The 21,478-nt window shown below is 70.5% G+C and carries 2 protein-coding genes; both read right to left on the bottom strand.

Annotation, left to right across the window (positions count from 1 at the left end):
* Positions 1-13,456, bottom strand: a 13,456-nt coding sequence (locus ACWELQ_RS09935) for an amino acid adenylation domain-containing protein (protein ID WP_452396651.1), incomplete at its 3' end; no start/stop codon positions are given.
* Between the two features lie 120 nt (positions 13,457-13,576).
* Positions 13,577-21,478, bottom strand: a 7,902-nt coding sequence (locus tag ACWELQ_RS09940) for an amino acid adenylation domain-containing protein (protein WP_452396652.1), incomplete at its 5' end; no start/stop codon positions are given.

Genomic DNA, 21,478 nt, shown 5'->3' on the forward strand with positions numbered 1-21,478 from the left:
GCACCACCGAACCCAGTGTGTCGCGCAGGGTTTCGGCGGCCGGGTCGTGCAGTGCGGTGGCCAGCGCGCCCAGCAGCACGTCGTCGATGCTCGCGCCGTAGCGCCGGGCCGCGCCGTCGACGGCCGCCGCGCCCTCGCCGGTGATGGACACCGAGACGCGGCCGCGCCCACCGGATTCGGCGGCGGCGAGCACCTCGCTCGGGGACACTCCCGGGGCGACGTCGGCGAGCGTCTTTCGCCACCAGGCCAATTCGCCGACGGTGTCGGCGTCGAGGGCCCGCTGGGCGAGCCCGCGGGCGATGCCGAGCGGGTGCGCGTCGGCGCTGTGCGGGGTGGTGTGGCCGCCGGACCAGGAGGCGGTGAGGTCCTCGATGACGGTGCGCCACGAGGTGTCGTCCACCACCAGGCCGTTGGCGACGACCACCAGGACCGCGGCGGGCCGGTCGGCCGGATCGCCGCCGGTGTCCACGTTCTCCATCAGCACGAACCGCATGTTGTACCCCTTCTCGGGGTCCAACTCGGCGGAGGCCGCGTGGATGACGGCCTCGATCGGATTGCCGACCGCTTCCACGTTCGGGTCGATCTGCCAGACGACGGCCGCCCCGCGCGGCTGTTGCGCGGGAATGTCGAGGGCCACCGCGTCGCCGTCGCGCCGCAGCCGGGCCCACAGGCCGGGATGGCGGTCGAGCAGGGTGGCCACCGAACGGCGCACCCGGGTGCCGGAGATGCCTTCGGCGATATCGATGGTGATGGCGCGGACCCAGAGTCCGGACGGTTCCACCTCGAGCAGGCCGACGGCACCGGCCGGGAGCGGCGAGACGTCGCCGACGGAGGTCAGGCGCGGCTCGATGTGGACGGGGCGCGCGGGCGCGGGTTGCGCCGCTTCCGCTTTCGGCTCCTCGACCACCGGCTCGGGTTCCGGCTCCGGTTCAGGTTCGGGCTCGGGTTCGATGTCGGCGGCCTCGTCGGCCTCGAGCTCGGCCGGTTTCAGTCCGGCCGCGAGATCCTCGGGCCGGATGATCGGCAGCACCTGGGTGATGGCCCAGTCCGCCCCGGAGTCCCATTCGTTTTCGGCCGCAGCGGCTTCGGTGGTCTCGGTGACCTCCGGTTCGGCCGGAGCCTGCTCCCCCGCGTCGGCGCGGGCGAGCAGTGCGGCCAGTCGCGGCCCGATCTCGGCGAATGCCTCGGCGCTCGTCATCTGCTGATGCCGCAGCGGCACAGCGTAATCGGAGACCCCGGCCGCGAACGGCGACCATTCCGCCGCCGACCCGGCCCGTTCGCCGTCGTCGTGCACGGTGGCCCGGAACAGTTCGATGCGCCCGTCGAACCGGTCGGGCCGGTACTCGGTGATCAACTGCACGGCGCCCATGGCGCCCCGGTAGATGCGCCGCATCCGGTCGAGGGTGAGCACGGCGAGTTCCGGCGGCAGCGCGGCGGTCAGCGCGGCGAGCGCGTCGTCGCCGAGGTCGCGCAGGTCGTCGGGGAAGGCGTCGGCGGGCACGCCCAGCTGCATGAATTCCGCACGCACCGTGGACCGGAAGTACTCGAGGTCGATTTCCGGGAAGGCGTCGAGCAGGCCCAGCAGTTCGACCTGCTCCCCCGCCGCCCGCAGTTCGGTGGCGAGGGCGTGGGCGATGAGACCGCCCATCGAGTAGCCGATCACCCGGTACGGCCCGTGCGGCTGCACGGCGCGAATGGCCTCGAGGTACCGGCCGATCATCTCCGCGAAAGTGGCCGGGTCGTAGTCGGTCTCGGTCAGGGCGGGCGACTGCAAGCCCAGGATCGGCTGATCCGCGGGCAGGTGTTCGGCGAGTCCGGCGAACGGCCAGGCCAGGCCGGACAGCGGCGGAGCGCAGAACAGCGGCGGGCGTGTGCCTTCCGCGCGGATGGACAGGATCGGCGCGAGGCTGGCCTCCACCTCGGCGTCGGCGTCGGTGCCCGCGGCGATGCGGGCGCTGAGCCCGCCCACGGTGGGATCGGTGAAGAACCAGGCGACCCGGACGTTCGCGCCGTCGAGGCGCTGGTTCAGCTCGCTGACCACGCGGGTGGCCAGCAGCGAGTTGCCGCCGAGGGAGAAGAAGTTGTCCGCGACGCCGACCCGGTCCACGCCGAGCACCTCGGCGATGGTGGCGGCCACCGTCTGTTCCAGAGGTGTTCTGGGAGCCTGGAATTCGCGGCGGGTGAGCACCGGTTCGGGCAGCGCCCGGCGGTCGAGCTTGCCGACCGGGGTGAGCGGAATGCTGTCGAGGACCGTGATGGCCGTCGGCACCATGTATTCCGGCAGCCGGCCCGCGACATGCTCGGTGAGCGCCGCGGTGTCGATGGTGTGTCCCGGCGCGGCCAGCACGTAGGAGGCCAGGATGGTGACCCCGGCCGGGGTGCGGTGGCCGACGGTGACCGCGAAGTCCACGCTGTCGTGCGCGCCGAGTACGGCGTCGATCTCGCCGAGTTCGATGCGGAAGCCGCGGATCTTGACCTGGAAGTCGGAGCGGCCCACGTATTCGATGCGGCCGTCGGCGGTCCAGCGCACCACGTCACCGGTGCGGTACATGCGCACGCCGGTGGCATAGGGGTTGGCCACGAAGCGATCGGCGGTCAGGCCCGGCCGGTCGTGGTAGCCGCGCGCCACCTGGATGCCCGACAGGTACAGCTCGCCCGAGGATCCCACCGGCACCGGCCGCAGCCGGTTGTCGAGGATGAGGGCCTGGGTGCCGCGGATCGGGCCGCCGATGGTGACCGCATCGCCCGGCAGCATCGGCTTGCCCATCGTCGTGACGACGGTGGTCTCGGTCGGACCGTAGACATTGTGGAAGCGGCGCACGGTGCCGTCGTCGCCGATCGGCACCGCCCACTTGTCGGCCAGGTCGACGGGCATGGCCTCGCCGCCGGTGGCGAGCACCCGCAGCGTGTCGAGGCCGGTCGGGTCGAAGGTCGACAGGGCGGCCGTGGTGATGAACGCGTGGCTGACCTGCTCGCGGCGGATCAGCTCGGCGAGCTCCTCGCCGCCGTAGGTGCCCGGCGGCACCACCACGAGCGCGCCGCCCGCGCCGATGGCGAGCAGGAACTCCAGCATCGAGGCGTCGAACGAGGGCGTCGCGAAATGCAGTGCGCGCGTGGTGGTGTCGAGCCCGTACCACTCGACCTGCGCGGCGGCGAAGGTGGCCAGGCCCGCGTGGGCGACCACGACGCCCTTGGGCACGCCGGTGGAGCCGGAGGTGTAGATGACGTAGGCCGCGTGGTCGGGCCGCAGCGGGTGGCGGCGGTCGGCGTCGGTGATCGGTGTGTCCGGTCGCCGGTCCACCTCGACCACGAACCGCTGCTCGTCGAGCGCGATCCATTCGATGTCGGTCGAGAGTGCGCGCAGGGCAGGCATATCGGCGCTGAGCGCGAGGCCGATCCGCGCACCCGAGTCGGTGATCATGTGCCCGATGCGATCGGCCGGGTAGTCCGGGTCGATCGGCACGAACGCCGCACCGGTCTTGGTGACACCCCAGGTGGCGAGCACCGATTCGATGGACCGCCGCAGCGCCACGGCGACCCGGACCTCCGGCCCGGCACCGTGATTGATGAGGGCGCGCGCCAGTTTCGACGACGCCGCGTCGAGATCGGTGTAGCTGAAGGCGCGACCGCGCAGCACCACCGCGGGCCCGGTCGGGTTGGCCCGGACCGCGGCGCGCAGCAGTTCCGGCAGGGTGCCGGGCCGTTCGGCCGGGCCGCCGGTGCGTGCGGTGAGATCCGCGAATTCGGTGGGCGACAGCAGTTCCAGATCGCCGACGGCCTGCCGGGGCCGGGCGGCGATATCGGTGAGCAGCCGCAGGAAGCGCTGTCCGAACACCTCGACCGTGGCCGCGTCGAACAGGTCGCGGGCGAAGGTGAGGATGCCGGTCGCGCCGGAGTCGCCACCGCCGACGACGGTCAGCTGCAGATCGAATTTCGAGGTGTCGACTTCGAATTCGACGGCGCCGACCCGCAGTCCGGGCAGTTCGAACCCGGCGTCGGGCAGGTTCTCGAACGACAGCGCCACCTGGAACAGCGGGTTGCGGGCGGTGGAGCGTTCCGGGTTGAGCAGTTCGACCAGCCGCTCGAACGGGACGTCGGCGTGTGCGAAGGCCGCCAGGTCGGCGTCCTTGACCTCGGCGAGCAGCTCGTCGAAGCTCCGCTGTCCGGCGACGCGAGTGCGCAGCACCAGCGTATTGACGAACATGCCGATGACATCGTCGAGTTCGGCCTCACCGCGACCGGCGATGGGGGTGCCGATGGCGATGTCGTCGGTGCCCGAGAGCCGGGACAGGAACACCGCGAGCGCGGTGTGCATCACCATGAACAGCGTCGCATTGCGTTCCCGCGCAATGCTTTGCAGCGCTTGGTGCAGCTCCGCGCCGATCTCGAAGGACACCGTGCCGCCACGCAGCGACGCGACCGGCGGACGCGGATGGTCCGACGGCAGGTTCAACTCGTCCGGCAGTCCGGCCAGCGTGGTGCGCCAGAAGTCGGTCTGCGCGGAGAGCAGGCTCTGCGGATCGTCCTCGGAGCCCAGCACTTCGCGCTGCCACAGCGTGTAGTCGGCGTACTGCACCGGCAGCGGAGCCCACGCGGGGGCGTCGCCGTTGATGCGGGCCGCGTACGCCAGCATGATGTCGCGGGTGAACGGGCCCATGGACCAGCCGTCGGCGCTGATGTGGTGGGCGACGAAGACGAGCACGTGCTCAGCCTCGACACCCTCGACGCGGAACAGCTTGGCCCGCAATGGAACCTCGCGCGCCACGTCGAATCCGGTGGCGAGGATGCCCGCGATGCGGTGCCGCAGCGAGCCCGCGGTCACCAGACTCGGGGTGAGGTCGGGCACCACCTGTGCGGCGGGCCGGATGACCTGCGTCGCCGCGCCGTCGACCTGCGGGTAGACGGTGCGCAAGGACTCGTGGCGGCCGATGGTGTCGGCGACGGCCTGTTGCAACGCAACCACATTCAGCTCACCGGTCAAGCGCACAGCCGCCGGGATGTTGTAGGCGGCCGAGGTGGTGTCGAACTGGTTGAGGAACCACATCCGCTGCTGCGCCAGCGACAGCGGAATGTGCTCCGGTCGCGGTCCGGCGGTCAGCGCCTTGCGGCCCAGGCCCGCGTGCTGCTCCACCTTGATGGCGAGCGCGGCGACGGTGGGCGCTTCGAAGAGGATCCGGACCGGCACCCGGGTGTCGAGTGCCGCGCCCAGCCGGGCCGCGACCTGCGTTGCCACCAGCGAGTTTCCGCCGAGGGCGAAGAAGTCGTCGTCCGCGCCGACCCGCTCGGCGCCGAGAACGTCGGCGAACACGCCCGCCACGATCTCCTCGATCGGCGTCGACGGCGCACGGAACACCGTGGCCTCGAATTCGGGCTCGGGCAGGGCTTTCCGATCCAACTTGCCGTTCACGTTCAACGGCAGCGCGTCGAGCACCACGAACGCCGACGGCACCATGTAGGACGGCAGGGCCGCGGCCGCGGCCGACTTCACCTGCGCCACCTCGATATCCGAGCCCACCAGGTAGGCGACCAGCCGGTCGCCGGTGCGGGCGTCCGACTTGGCCAACACCGCGACCTGCGCGATCCCCGGCAGCGCCAGCAGCGCGGCCTCGATCTCGCCGAGCTCGATGCGGAAGCCGCGGATCTTCACCTGGAAGTCGGTGCGGCCCCGGTACTCCAGCTCACCGGCGGCGTTCCAGGCCACCAGGTCACCGGTGCGGTACATGCGCTCGCCCACCCCGAACGGGTTGGCCACGAAGCGATCCGCGGTGAGATCCGGTCGCGCGAAGTAGCCGCGCGCCAACTGCGCGCCCGCCAGGTACAGCTCGCCGGACACGCCCACCGGCACCGGCCGCAACCGGGCATCGAGCACGTAGACCCGCGAATTCCATTCCGGCGCACCGATCGGCACCGACAGCTGATCCGCCGCGGTGACCGCGTGGCTGGTGATGGACACCGCCGCCTCGGTCGGCCCGTACAGGTTGAACAGCGCGGTGTCCGGATTCTCGGTGCGGAACCGCTGTGCTACGGCGGCGGGCAGCGCCTCACCGATGGCCAGCACGCGGCGCAGCGAATCGGTCAGCGCCCCACCGGATTCCACCATCAGCGCGTCCAGCATGGACGGCACCACGTGCAGCGTGGTGACGCGCTCGCGGGCCATGAGCTGGTTGAGGTAGGCGGGATCGCGGTGACCGTCTGCCGAAGCGATCACCAGGCGGCCACCGGACACGGCGGCCGACCAGAACTCCCACACCGACAGGTCGAAGGTGGCGGCGGTCTTGAGCAGCACGGCATCCCCGCTGCCCAGCCCGAATACGGTGGTCTTCCAGCGCAACTGGTTGACGACCGCCTGATGCGGCACCGCCACACCCTTCGGACGACCGGTCGATCCGGAGGTGAAGATGACATACGCGGTATTGCCCGGTCGCAGCGGCGCGACCCGCTCGGCATTGGTGACCCCGTGTCCGGCAAAGGATTCCAGCCGCAGATCGGCCAGGTTCAGCACCGGCGCGAGCGGGGAGTCGAAACCGGATTCGGAGTTGGTGAGCACGCACAGCGGCGCGGCGGTCTCCAGGATGTACCCGGTCCGCTCGGCGGGCTGATCCGGATCCACCGGCACATACGCGCCACCGGCCACCGACACCGCGTACATGGCGACGACCAGATCGACCGAGCGCCGCAGCGCCAGCGCGACCCGGGTCTCCGGGCCGACGCCGCGCGAAATCAGGTAGCGCGCCAGGCGATTCACCCGCAGCCCGAGCTGCCCGTAGGTGATGACGGTGCCGTCGGGCGCGACGAGCGCGTCGTTCTGGGGAGCGGCGTTCACGCCCGCGTTCAGCAGCGAGGGCAGCGTGGCGGCCGCGTCCACCCGGTGCGAGGTGGCATTGCGGGACAGCACGATCTCGGCCCGCTCCTGCGCGGACATCAGCTCGATGTCCCCGGCCCGCACCGACGCGTCGGCCACCACGGCGGCGAGCAGACGTTGCAGGCGCTCCAGCAGCCCCGCGACGGTCTCCGCGTCGTAGAGATCCGAGGCGTAGGTGATGAAGCCGCCGATCCCGGCCGGGGCCCCGGCCTCGTCGTAGGCGTCGGACACGATCAGGTGCAGATCGAACTGCGACACTTCGACATCCGCGCGCAGCCCGGCAATGCGCAGCCCCGGCAGTTCGAGGCTTTCCTGCGCCATGTTCTGGAACGACAGGCCGACCTGGAACAGCGGGTGGTGCGCGGTCGAGCGCGGCGGGCTGAGCACCTCGACCAGCCGCTCGAACGGAATGTCGGCGTGCGAGAACGCCTGCAGGTCGGTTTCACGCTGGCGGGCCAGCAGTTCGGCGAAGGTGTCGCCGCCGTCGACGTGCGTGCGGAACACGACCTGGTTGACGAACATGCCGATCAGATCGTCGAGTTCGCGTTCGCCGCGGCCCGCCATCGGGGTGCCGATGGCGATGTCGGCGCTGCCGGACAGCCGCGACAGCAGCAGCGCGAACGCGGTGTGCACCACCATGAACAGGGTGGCGTTGTGCTCGCGCGCCAACCGGGTGAGCCCGGCGTGGATGTCGGCGTCGATGACCACGTTCACGCGCGATCCGGCCAGCGAGGCGACCGCGGGACGCGGCCGGTCGGTGGGCAGCTCGAGCAGGTCGGGCAGGCCGTCGAGGGCGCGCCGCCAGTAGGCGATCTGCTGGGCGGCAACGGATTCCGGATCGGCTTCGTCGCCGAGCACGGCGCGCTGCCAGAGCGCGAAGTCGGCGTACTGCACCGCCAGCGGGGCCCAGCCGGGCTCGCTTCCCGCGACGCGGGCCGCGTAGGCGGTCATGATGTCGCGCGAGAGCGGGGCCATGGAGGAGCCGTCGGCGGCGATGTGGTGCGCGACCACGGCCAGCACGTATTCGGGACCCGCTGCGGCATCGGTGATTTCGAGCAGGCGCACCCGGATCGGCACCTGGCTGGTCACATCGAACGGCGTGGTCGCGAGCTCATACACGGACGCGGCGACCTCGGCCTCGGTGACCCGCACCGACTCCAAACGAGCCGCGGCGGTGTCCTTGCCGACCGGCAGCACCACCTGCACCGGACCCTCGGGGGTTTCCGGGTACACGGTGCGCAGCACCTCGTGCCGCGCCACCACATCGTCGAGTGCGAGGGTCAGCGCCTCGACGTCGAGGCTGCCGGTGACGCGCAGCGCGAACGGCAGGTTGTAGGCCGCCGAGCCCGCGCCGATGGTGCCGTCGCCCTGGTCCTCGAAGCGGTTGAGGAACCACATGCGCTGCTGCGCGGGGGAAAGCGGCAGTCGTTCCGGGCGCTCGATCGTGCCCAGCAGCCGGGCCCGGCCATCGCGGGCCAGCGATTCGAGGGCGTGCGCGAGCGCGGTGACGGTCGGCGTCTCGAACAGCGCGCGCACCGGCACCCGGTCACCGATGGCGGCCCCGAGCCGGGCCACCACCTGCGTGGCCACCAGCGAGTTGCCGCCGAGGGCGAAGAAGTCGTCGTCCGCGCCGACCCGGGCCACGCCGAGCACCTCGGCGAACACCCCGGCCACGATCTCCTCGACCGCCGTCGCCGGGGCCCGGAATTCGCGTCCGGCGAAGGTGGGCGCGGGCAGCGCCTTGCGATCGAGCTTGCCGCTGGCGTTCAACGGGAACTCGTCGAGGGCCACGATGGTGGCCGGAATCATGTACGCGGGCAGGTGATGTGCGAGCGCGGGCAGCAGTTCGGCCGCGTCGATGGCCTGTCCCGGTTTGGGCACCGCGTAGGCGACCAGCTGATCGCCGAGATCCGAGGGCATGACCAGGGCGACGGCCGCGCTGACGGCGGGCTGGGCCAGCAGCGCGGTCTCGATCTCGCCGAGTTCGATGCGCTGGCCACGGAATTTCACCTGGAAGTCGGTGCGCCCGATGTAGTCCAGCCGCGCCGGGCGATCGGCTTCGGCATCCCGCCAGACCACCAGGTCACCGGTGCGGTACATGCGCTCGCCGGTGCCGAAGGGGTTGGCCACGAACCGATCCGAGGTCAGGTCGGGCCGCCGCACGTATCCGCGCGCCAGCTGGTCACCGGCCAGGTACAGCTCACCGGCGACTCCGGCAGGCACCGCGCGCAGCAGCCCGTCCAGGACGTAGACGCGGGTGTTCCACTGCGGCAGGCCGATCGGCACGGTCGGCTTCTCGTCGCCGCGCGCCTGCCAGTAGGTCACCGATACGGCGGCCTCGGTCGGCCCGTACAGGTTGTGCACCTTGGCGCCGCTCACCGCGGCGAACGCGGCCACGGTCTCCGGCGGCAGCGCCTCACCGATGACGAACACATCGCGCAGGCTGTCGAGCGCTCCGGGCGCGGTGTGCGCGGCGAAGACGGTCAGCATCGAGGGCACGAAGTCGGTGACGGTGACACCGTGGCGCGCAATGGATTCGGCCACGTACTGCGGATCGCGATGCCCGTCGTGGGTCGCGACCACGAGTTTCGCGCCGGTCCGCAGCGGCATGAAATAGCCCCACAGCGACACGTCGAAGGTGGTGGCGGTCTTCTGCAGATAGACGTCGCCCGGACCCATCGGGTACTCGTCGAGCATCCAGGTGGTCTGGTTGTGGATGGCGGCGTGCGAGACCGCGACACCCTTGGGGCGGCCGGTCGAGCCCGAGGTGAAGATGACGTAGGCGGGATGCTCGGGCAGCACCCGTCCCAGCAGTTCGCCCGGATTCAGTGGCGCGCCGTTGAATACGTCGTTGTCGAGCACGTCCAGGTAGACCACGCCGGTGTCGTCCGGGACCGGAATCGCATCGGCGATGGTGGTCAGCACGCAGGCGGGCTGCGCGGTCTCGAGGATGTGCGCGATGCGGTCGGCCGGGTGGTCGGGGTCCAGCGGCACGTACGCGCCGCCCGCGGTGAGCACCGCGTACATGCCGATCACCAGCTCCGGCGAGCGCCGCAGCGACAGGCCGACCAGCGCCTCGGGGCCGACCCCGTAGGCGATGAGCAGGCGGGCGAGCTTGTTGACCCGCTGATCGAATTCGCGGTACGTCAGCTCGACGCCCTCGTAGTGCAGGGCGACGGCGTCCGGGTGCGCGGCGACGGCGCGCCGGTAGCCGTCGAGCAGCAGTTCGGGCGCGATCGGATGCCGGGTGTCGTTCCAGCCCAGCAGGATTCGTTCCCGCTCGGCGGCCGACAGCAGATCGAACTCGCCCAGCCGGGTGTTCGAGTCGGCGGCGATGCCTTCCAGCAGCCGCACCAGGCGGTCACCGAATCCGGCCACCGTGGCCTCGTCGAAAAGGTCGGTGGCGTAGGTGAAGACGGCCGTCATCCCGGCCGCGACACCGTCGGTCACCCGGGGGATCACCGACAGCTGCAGGTCGAATTTCGCTACCGCGCCGTCGAGTTCGACGGCCTCGGCGCTCAGGCCGGGCAGTTCCAGGCGCGGGGTCTCGATATTGTGGAAGAACAGCGCCACCTGGAACAGCGGGTGATGCGCCTGGGAGCGAACCGGGTCGAGCACTTCGACCAGCCGCTCGAACGGCAGCTCGGCGTGCGAGAAGGCCGCCAGGTCGGTCTCTTTCGCGGTCTCGAGCAGCTCGCCGAAGGTGGCGGCGGGGTCGATGCGGGTGCGCAACACGAGCGTGTTGACGAACATGCCGATCAGATCGTCGAGTTCGCGCTCACCGCGGCCCGCGACCGGGGTGCCGATCACGACGTCGTCGGTGCCGGACAGTCGCCCGAGCAGGGTGGCCAGGGCGCTGTGCATCACCATGAACGGCGATGCGCCGCTGCGCTGGGCGAGCTCGTCGAGGCGCGCGTGCAGGGCGGCGTCGATCTCGAACTTGTGCACCGCACCACGGCCGCTGGCGATCGAGGGCCGCGGCCGGTCGGCGGGCAGCTCGAGCCGATCCGGGATGCCCGCCAAAACGTCACGCCAGTAGGCGATCTGGCTCGCGGCCAGCGAATCGGCCTGCTGCTCGTCGCCGAGCAGCGCCCGCTGCCACAGCGTGTAGTCGGCGTACTGCACGGCCAGCGGCTCCCACGCCACCGCCGCGCCACCGTGGTGGGCGAAGTAGGCGGTCAGCAGGTCGCGCATGAACGGCCCGACCGACGCGCCGTCGGCGGCGATGTGGTGCACGACCACCGCGATGACGTAATCGCCGGACCCGATCTCGGCCAGTTCGATGCGCAACGGCACCTCGGTGGCCACGTCGAAGCCACGCCCGGCCAGCCCCATCAACCAGTCCGGGACCTCCTCGGCCGCGACCGGTCGCGGAGCGATCGCCGGAATCGCCTGCGCCGCGGGCAGAATCACCTGATACCCGGTGCCGTCGACGGCCGGGTACACGGTGCGCAGCGTCTCGTGGCGTTCCACCAGATCGCCGATCGCGGCCCGCAGCGCGGGAATGTCGAGCGCGTCGGTGCCCGCCTCGGTCGAGCGCAGCCGGATCGCGAACGGAATGTTGTTGGCGGCCGAGCCCGGATCGAACTGGTTGAGGAACCACATGCGCTGCTGGGCCAGCGACAGCGGAATGCGGTCGGGGCGCGGCTGCGGGGTGAGCGCGGGCCGTCCCCCGGCGCCCACCAGGGGCTCCAGCTGGGCCGCGAGCGCGGCGACGGTCGACGCGGTGAAGATGACGCGGGCCGGTACGCGCGCGGCGATCTCCGCGCCCAGCCGGGCCGCGACCCGGGTGGCGATGAGCGAGTTGCCGCCCAGTTCGAAGAAGTCGTCGTCCGCGCCGATCGGGTCGACCGGTTCCAGCAGGTCGGCGAACACCGCCGCGACCAGCTCCTCGAGCCGCCCCTCGGGTGCGCGGAACTCCTTGGTGCGCAACTGCGGTGCGGGCAGCGCGCTGCGATCCAGCTTGCCGACCGGGGTCAGCGGAATGGCGTCCAGCACGGTGAGGGTGGTCGGCACCATGTGCGCGGGCAGACTCTGCTCGGCGAAGGCGGTCAGCTCGTCGACATCCACCACCGCGCCCGGCGCGGCATGCACGTATCCGGCGAGAATCGTTGCGCCGGTATCGAGTTGGTGGCCGACGGTGACGGCGAAATCGACGCTGGGATGCGCGCCGAGCACCGCGTCGATCTCGCCGAGCTCGATGCGGAAGCCACGGATCTTGACCTGGAAGTCGTTGCGCCCCAGGTATTCCACGTCCCCGGAGGGCAGGCGGCGCACCACGTCACCGGTGCGGTAGAGCCGGGCACCGCTGGGGTCGAGAGGATTGGCGACGAATCGCGCCGCGGTCAGCGCGGGCCGCGCGTGATAGCCGCGCGCCACCTGCGCACCGCTGATGTAGAGCTCGCCCACGACGCCGTCGAGCACGGGTGTGAGCCGCTCGTCGAGCACGTATTCGGTGATGCCGCGCACCGGCGCGCCGATGGTGACCAGTTCACCCGGTACCAGCGGCGCGCTGATATTGGTCATGATGGTGGTCTCGGTGGGCCCGTACCCGTTGTAGAACTCGCGGTCCGCGCCACCGGCGAGCGGAAGCACCCAGCGCCGCACCAGATCCGGCGGGCAGGCCTCGCCACCGGCGACCACGACCCGCAGATCGTCGAGTCCGGCCGGATCGACCGAGGCCAGCGCGGCGGGGGTGATGAAGGCGTGCGTCACCCGTTCGCGGCGCAACAGCGCCGCCAGCTCGTCGCCGCCGAGCACGTCGGGCGAGGCGACCACCAGCGCGCCCGCGCCGCCGAGCGCGAGCAGCAGTTCCAGCACCGAGGCGTCGAACGACGGCGACGCGAAATGCAGTGCCCGCGAATCGGTTCCGGTGCGGTAGCGCTCGCGCTGCTCGTCGCAGAACCCGGACAGCCCGGCCTGGGTGACGACGACGCCCTTGGGCTTGCCGGTGGATCCGGAGGTGTAGATGACGTACGCGGGATGTTCGGCGCGCAGCGGCCGCACCCGATCGGTGGAGGTGACGGCCTCGTCCGGGTACTCGGCGGCCTCGGCAATGAAGTCCGGGGCGTCGACGGTCAGCCATTCGACGTCGTCGGCCAGGTCCGCGCGCACCTTGGCGACGGTCAGCCCGAGCACGGCCCGCGAGTCGGTGACCATGTGGGTCACCCGGTCCTGCGGATAGTTCGGATCGACCGGGACATATCCGGCACCGGTCTTGGCGACGGCCCATACCGCGACCACCGAGTCCAGCGAGCGCGGAATGCCGATGGCGACCAGATCTTCGGGCCCGATGCCGCGGTCGATGAGCAGCCGGGCCAGCCGGGTCGAGCGGGCGTCGAGTTCGGCGTAGGTCAGGGTCCCCAGCGTGGCGCTCGCGTCGGCGTAGACGACGGCGGGACCGCTCGGGTTGGCCTCGGCCGCACCGGCCATGAGCTGCGGCAGGGTGGTGACGCGTGGCCGACGAGTGCGGGTGGGTCGCTGGCGAACCGGGCGGGTCATGCCTGCGCTCCCGCGTACGTCGTCTTGCCCTGTTCCCCGGCCGCCCGAACCATGAACCGCTGCCTCATCCCTTGCCGTCGTACCTGCGCGCATGCTGAAGCACACATCCTGATCCATCGACCAGCGATGCGCCAACCGTTACCTTCAGTCAGGGAACGGTCTCGCCCGATACGGTATATGCCCGCACGTCAGCGGGGCCAAGGGGATCGTCGTCTAGTCGATATTCCCGCCTATCTCACAGTCCACCTTGTCGCCCGCGAAATGCAACCGGACCAGAAGTCCGGGGTGGCGGTCGCGGAGGATGCGGACCGCCGAGCTCACCTGGGCGGGCGGGGTGCCCTCGGCGATATCGAGTCCGATGGTGCGGACCGAGATGCCCAGGGGTGCGAGGTCGAACAGGTCGATGTCCGGCGCGAATTCCGGCTCGGCCGCCGCGTCGACCGGGTGGTCGAGCCGCTCGAGGGCCTCGGTGAGGGCGGCTCCGATGCGGGTCAGCGCCGCGGGCTCGGTCATGGTTTCGTGGGTGGCCGGGATGAGGCGGTCCACGATGTCGCCGGTGACGAAGGGCGTCCAGTCGGCGGCCGTGCGCCCTGCCGCCGCGTGTTCCGGATCGTCGGCGCGGAAGAACAGCAGGTCTCCCCGGTGCAGTTCGGGCTGGAAGTCCCGATCCAGGGCCACCGTCCGGATGACCGCGTCCGACATCCGGCGCACCAGTTCGCGGGGTACGCCGCCGAAGTCCCGGGTGAGGGTCTCCTGCAGCAGGTCGACGGCGACCTCGCTCAGCTCGAGCTGATCGTCCACCTCGGACAGGGCGTCCGGGAGTCCGAGTCCGGCGAAGGTCTCCTGCAGCGCCTCGCGGAGTCCGAGGTCGGCGCGGGCCGGACGCGGGTAGGCGTCGAGCATGGCCAGCAGTTCGACCGATTCGCCCTGGTCCTCGAGGATCGCGGCCATGGTGTGGGCCAGTTTCGCGCCGAGCGACCAGCCCAGCAGCCGGTAGGGGCCCTCGGGCTGGATCGTGCGCAGTTCGCCGACGTACCGCCGCGCGATATCGGCGAGGGCGACGGGCGCGAAGTCCGTTTCGGTCAGCGCGGGCGATTGCACCCCGAAGATCGGCTGGTCGGGCGGCAATACCCGGGCCAATCCGGTGTAGCACCAGGCCAATCCGGCCATCGGGTGGATGCAGAACAGCGGCCTGGATGCGCCGGTGGCCCGAATGGGCAGGATGACGCCGAGCGCGCCGTTCGGGTCGGGCACGGGTTCGGCCGCGTCGACATCCCGGTGGGCGTCGAGTCGCCGGGCGAGGCCGGTGACGGTGGCGTCGCCGAAGAATTCGGCGACGGTCAGCTGTGCGCCCGTCTGTTCCTTGATGCGGCTCACGACTCCGGTCGCCGACAGCGAGGTTCCGCCCACGGCGAAGAAATCGTCCTGCGCGCCGACCCGTTCCAGCCCCAACGCGTCGGCGAAGGCCGCGGCGACGAGGGCCTCCGAGGCTGTCGACGGCGCCCGGTATTCGCGCGGCCGCAGCTCGGGCTCGGGAAGTGCGGCACGGTCGAGTTTGCCGACCGGGGTGAGTGGCAGTTCGTCGAGCACGACGATCGCCGTCGGCACCATGTAGGAGGGCAGACGGGCGGCGAGGTGCTCGGTCAGCCGGGCGGTGTCGATCGAATGTCCCGATGCGGCAAGCACATAGGAGACGAGGACGGTGTGCCCGCCCGCGGTTTTCCGGCCGAGTGTCACGGCGTGGTCGACCGCGTCGTGGGCGGCGAGCGCGGCGTCGATCTCGCCGAGTTCGATGCGGAAGCCGCGGATCTTGACCTGGAAGTCGGAGCGGCCGACGTATTCGACCTCGCCGGCCGGGGTCCAGCGCACCACGTCACCGGTGCGGTACATGCGCTCACCGGCGGCGAACGGGTTGGCCACGAACCGATCCGCCGTCAGGCCCGCCCGCCCGTGGTAACCGCGGGCGGACTGGCTGCCTGCCACGTACAGTTCACCGGCGATGCCGACCGGCACCGGTCGCAGCCGATCGTCGAGGATCAGTGATCGCACGCCCCGGATGGGTCCGCCGATGGTGACGGGGCGGCCCGGGGTCAGCGCGTCGCTCAGGTTCGTCATGATGGTGGCCTCGGTCGGACCGTAGGCATTGTGGAAGGCGCGAATCGTGCCGTCCGCCAAGGGAACCGCCCACTTCCGCACGAGATCCGCCGACAGCGCCTCGCCTCCGGCGATCAGTACCCGCAGGCTGTCGAGGCCGAGCGGATCCAGGGTGGACAGCACGGCGGGGGTGATCAGCGCGTGGGTGACCCGTTCGCGACGGATGAGGTCGGCCAGTTCCTCGCCGCCGTAGACGCTCGGCGGAACGATCACCAGGGTGCCCGCCCCGCCGACCGCGAGCAGGAACTCGAGGATCGAGGCGTCGAAGGAGGGCGATGCGAAATGCAGTGCCCGCGAGGAGGAGTCGAGCCGATAGCGTTCGGTCTGCTCGGCGGTGAAGTTGACCAGACCGGTGTGGGTGACGACGACGCCCTTGGGTACACCCGTGGAGCCGGAGGTGTAGATGACGTACGCCGGGTGCTCCGGACGCAGCGCACGGACCCGGTCGTGTTCGCCGATCACCGTGTTCGCGAAGGCATTCGGGTCGAGTTCGTCGAGTACGAGCCATTCGACCGAGTCGGGCAGGTCGCCGCGCACGGACGCCACGGTCAGGCCGATCAGCGAACCGGAGTCGGTGAGCATGTGGGCGATGCGGTCGGCCGGATAGTTCGGGTCGATGGGCAGGAAGGCCGCACCGGTCTTGGCGACGGCCCATTCGGCGAGGTACGAGTCGGCCGAGCGCGGAATGGCGACGGCGACCAGATCTTCGGCACCGATGCCACGCTCGATCAGCAAGCGCGCCAGCTGGTTCGAGCGAGCATCCAACTCGCGATAGGACAGGCTCAGCCCAGCCCGTTGGGAGGTATGGGCGTGGAACACCACGGCGGGCGCTTCGGGGTCGACCGCGACGGCATCGGCGATCAACTCCGGCAGGGTGCGCGCCGGGAGGGCGGGCGGCCCGGAACGGGACACCAGATCCGCGTGTTCGCCCTGGTCCAGGATGTCGATCGCACCGACGCCGCGGCGCGGATCGGCCACGATCGCGGCCAGCACCCGCAGGAAGCGTTGTGCGAATGCCTCGACGGTGGCCTCGTCGAACAGGTCCCGGGCGAAGGTGAACATGCCGACCGCGCCCGATTCGCCCGCGCCCGCGATCGTCAGTTCGAGGTCGAACTTCGCGATGCCGACCTCGTAATCGACTGCGGCGACGCGTAATCCGGGCAGCTCGAAGCCCGCGTCGGGCAGGTTGGTGAACGACAGGGACACCTGGAACAGCGGGTTGCGGGCGGTGGAGCGCTCCGGGCTGAGCAGTTCGACGAGCCGCTCGAACGGAAGATCCGCGTGGGCGAACGCACCCAGGTCGGTGTCCTTGACCTCGTCGAGCAGCTCCGTGAAGGACTGTTGTCCCGAGACTCGGGTACGCAGCACCAGCGTGTTGACGAACATGCCGATCACGTCGTCGAGTTCGGCCTCGCCGCGGCCCGCGATCGGAGTGCCGATGGCGATGTCGTCGGTGCCCGACAGCCGGGCCAGCAAGACCGCGAGCGCGGTGTGCACGACCATGAACGGGGTCGCGTTGCGTTCGCGGGCTAGCTCTTCCAGTCCGCGATAGAGCTCGGCAGCGATACCGAAGCTCACCGTGCCGCCGCGCAGGGAAGCCACGGCCGGACGCGGGCGATCCCACGGCAGGTTCAGCTCGTCGGGCAACTGCGCGAGGGTGGTTCGCCAGTAATCGGCCTGTGTCGCAAGCAAACTGGTTCGGTCGTCTTCCCGGCCGAGCACGTCGCGCTGCCACAGCGCGAAGTCGGCGTATTGCACCGGCAGGGGCTGCCAGCCTGGCGCGGTCCCGGACACCCGGGCCGCGTAGGCGGTCATCACATCGCGGGTGAGCGGACCCATGGACCAGCCGTCACCGCTGATGTGGTGCACCACGAAAGCCAGGACGCATTCGGCGATCTCACCGCCGTCGACCCGGAACAGTCCGGCCCGCACGGGCACTTCCGTCGTCACATCGAACCCCGTGCCGAGGAACTCGGTGACCCGGTCGAGCAGCTGCTCCGCGCCGACGGATACCGGCGTCAGATCCGGAACCGCCTGTCCGGCAGGCAGAATCAGCTGTGTCGGCTCCCCGTTGACCTGCGGGTAGATCGTCCGCAGCGTCTCGTGGCGTCCGATCAGATCGGCGACCGCGCCTTGCAGGGCAGCCACGTCCAGCTCGCCGGACAGCCGCACCGCCACCGGCATGTTGTAGGCCGCCGAGGCGGGGTCGAACTGGTTGAGGAACCACATCCGCTGCTGCGCCAACGACAGTGGGACCGGCACCGGCCGCTCCCGCGCGATCAGGGCCGGACGGCCACCGGCGCCCGCATGCAGTTCGGCCCGGGCGGCGAGGGCGGCGACGGTCGGCGCTTCGAACAGCACCCGCACGGGCACCCGGGTGTCGAGGGCGGCGCCGAGGCGCGCGACCACCTGGGTGGCGAGCAGCGAATTGCCGCCCAGCGTGAAGAAGTCGTCGTGCGCGCCGACCCGCTCGACACCAAGGACGTCGGCCATCGTGTCGGCGACCAGTTGCTCCGAAGGCGTTCTCGCGGACTCGAATTCGCGACGGAGCAGGACCGGTTCCGGCAAGGCCCGGCGATCCAGTTTGCCGACCGGGTTGAGCGGGATGGCGTCGAGGACGGTGATCGCGGTCGGCACCATGTATTCCGGCAGTCGTGCGGCGACGTGATCGGTCAGGGCCGCCACGTCGATGCCGCCGCCGGCCACCGGCACCACATAGGCGGCCAGCATGGTGGATCCTGATTCCGTGCGGTGGCCGATGGTCACCGCGAAGTCGACGCTCTCGTGTGCGGAGAGCGCGGCGTCGATCTCACCGAGCTCGATGCGGAAGCCACGCACCTTCAGCTGGAAGTCCGAACGCCCGACGTATTCGATCCGTCCGTCCAGGCTCCAGCGCACCACGTCACCGGTGCGGTACATGCGCTCGCCCGCCACGAAGGGGTTGGCGACGAAGCGCTCGGCGCTCAGGCCCGGGCGCGCGTGGTAGCCGCGCGCCAGCTGGATGCCCGAGAGGTACAGCTCGCCCGCGACGCCCACCGGTACGGGGTGCAGGCGGTCGTCCAGGATCAAGTTCCGCATGCCCCGGACGGGACCGCCGATGGTGACCGGGTCACCCGGCCGCAGCGGCTCACCGATATTGGTGACGATGGTGGTCTCGGTCGGACCGTAGACATCGTGGAAGGCGCGGGTCGCGCCCCATTTGGCGATCAGCTCGGCTGGGACGGCTTCACCGCCGACGGCCAGTACCCGCAGCGAGTCCAGGCCGTTGGGCGCGAAGGTGGCCAGGGCGGCTGTGGTGATGAAGGCGTGCGTAACCTGCTCGCGGCGGATGACCTCGGCGAGTTCCTCGCCGCCGTAGACGCCGGGCGGGACCACGACCAGCGCTCCGCCCCCGCCGAGGGCCATGAGGAATTCCATCATCGAGCCGTCGAAGGACGGCGACGCGAAATTCAGTGCCCGCGTGCGGGAGTCGAGGTGGTAGCGGTCGACCTGTTCGGCGGTGAAGTTGGCCAGACCGGCGTGGGTGACCACGACGCCCTTGGGCACACCGGTCGAGCCGGAGGTGTAGACGACGTAGGCGGGATGTTCCGGCCGCAGCGGGCGCACCCGCTCGCTGTCGGCGATCGCGTTGTCCGCGAGGCCATTCAGATCGAGGTCGTCGAGTACCAGCCATTCGACGGAGTCCGGCAGATCCGCGCGCACCGACGCCACGGCCAGGCCGATCGGCGAGCCGGAGTCGGTGAGCATGTGGGCGATGCGGTCGGCCGGGTAATTCGGGTCCACCGGCAGGAAGGCCGCACCGGTCTTGGACACCGCCCATTCGACGTAGTACGACTCGGCCGAGCGTGGCACCGCGACAGCCACCAGATCCTCGGTGCCGATACCTCGCTCGATCAGCAAGCGCGCCAACCGGTTCGAGCGGGCATCCAGCTCGCCGTAGGACAGGCTCCGCCCCTCGAAGATCACCGCGGGCGCGGTGGGGTCGATGGCCACGGCATCCGCGATCAGCTCGGGATAGGTGCGCGCGGTCATGGCCGCACCACCCTGACGATCGGTGAGGTCCTCGAACTCGTTGGGCGACAACAGCTCCAGATCGCCGACCGGATGTCGTGGCCGGGCGACGATATCGCCGAGCAAGAGCAGGAACCGCTGCGCGAACCTCTGCACGGTGGCCTCGTCGAACAGGTCCCGCGCGAAGGTGAGCAGGCCGGTCGCGCCGGAATCGGAGGCGCCGACGATGGTGAGTTGCAGGTCGAACTTGGCGATGTCGACCGCGACATCGACCGCGCCGAGCCGCAATCCGGGCAGTTCGAATCCGGCGTCGGGGAGGTTCTCGAACGACAGCGCCACCTGGAACAGCGGGTTGCGCGCGGTGGAACGCTCCGGATTCAGCAGCTCGACCAGCCGCTCGAACGGCATGTCGGCGTGCGCGAACGCCGCCAGATCGGTGTCCCTGACCTCGGTGAGCAGGTCTTCGAACGATTGTTGCCCCGACACCCGGGTGCGCAGCACCAGCGTGTTGACGAACATGCCGATCAGATCGTCGAGTTCGGCCTCACCACGTCCCGCGATCGGGGTGCCGATCGCCAGATCGGCGCTGCCCGACAATCGGGACAGGAACACCGCGAGCGCGGTGTGCATCACCATGAACAGCGTCGCATTGCGTTCCCGTGCAAGGGCTTGCAGCGCCTGCTGCAAGTCCGCGCCGATCTCGAAGGACACCGTGCCGCCGCGCAGCGACGCGACCGGCGGACGCGGACGGTCGGACGGCAGGTTCAGCTCGTCGGGCAGTTGCGCGAGGGCGGTCCGCCAGTAGTCGGCTTGGGCGGACAGCAGGCTGGCGGGATCGTCCTCGCGGCCGAGTACCTCGTGTTGCCAGAGCGCGAAGTCGGCGTACTGCACCGGAAGTGGCGACCAGGCGGGCGCGTCTCCGGTCACCCGGGCGGCGTACGCGGTCATCACATCGCGGGTCAGCGGACCCATCGACCAGCCGTCACCACTGATGTGGTGCACCACGAAAGCCAGGATGTGCTCGGGGACTTCGGAGGTGCCGACCTGGAACAGCCCGGCCCGTACCGGGACCTCGGTCGTGACGTCGAACCCGGTACCGAGGAACTCGGCGATCCGGTCGGGCATCGACTCCGCGTCGACCGATACCGGAGTCATATCCGGAATCGATTGTGCGGCAGGGAGAATCAGTTGCGAGGGTTCGCCGCTCACCTGTGGATAGATGGTCCGCAGGATCTCGTGGCGTTCGATCAGATCCGCGACGGCGGCGTGCAGGGCCGCCGTGTCCAGCTCACCGGAGAGGCGCACCGCGATCGGGATGTTGTAGGCCGCCGAGGCGGTGTCGAACTGGTTGAGGAACCACATCCGCTGCTGTGCGAGCGACAACGGCACCCGATCGGGCCGCGGCATCACGGTGAGCGCCTTGCGATGACCCGTACCGGCGAGCTGCTCGACCTCGGCCGCGAGGGCGGCGACCGTCGACGCCTCGAACACGGCCCGCACGGGCACCCGAGTGTCCGCGGCCGCACCGATTCGTGCGGCGACCTGGGTCGCGAGCAGCGAGTTGCCGCCCAATGCGAAGAAGTCGTCGTGCACGCCGACCCGTTCGAGCCCGAGCACCTCCGCCAGTACCGCGGCCACCGTGTGCTCCAGAGGTGTTCTCGGGGCGACGAACTCACCGGCGGCGAATACCGGACGCGGCAGCGCCCGGCGGTCGAGCTTGCCGACGGGGGTCAGGGGAATCGCGTCGAGGACCGTGATCGCGGTGGGCACCATGTATTCCGGCAGGAGACCCGCGACATGCTCGGTGAGGACCACGGTGTCGATCTCACGGTCGGCCGCGGGCAGCACATACGACACCAGCGCGGTGGTGCCCGCGGTGATCCCATGGCCCACGGTCACGGCGAAGTCGACGCTCTCGTGTGCGGAGAGCGCGGCGTCGATCTCGCCCAG

The organism is Nocardia sp. NPDC004722, assembly GCF_053601505.1.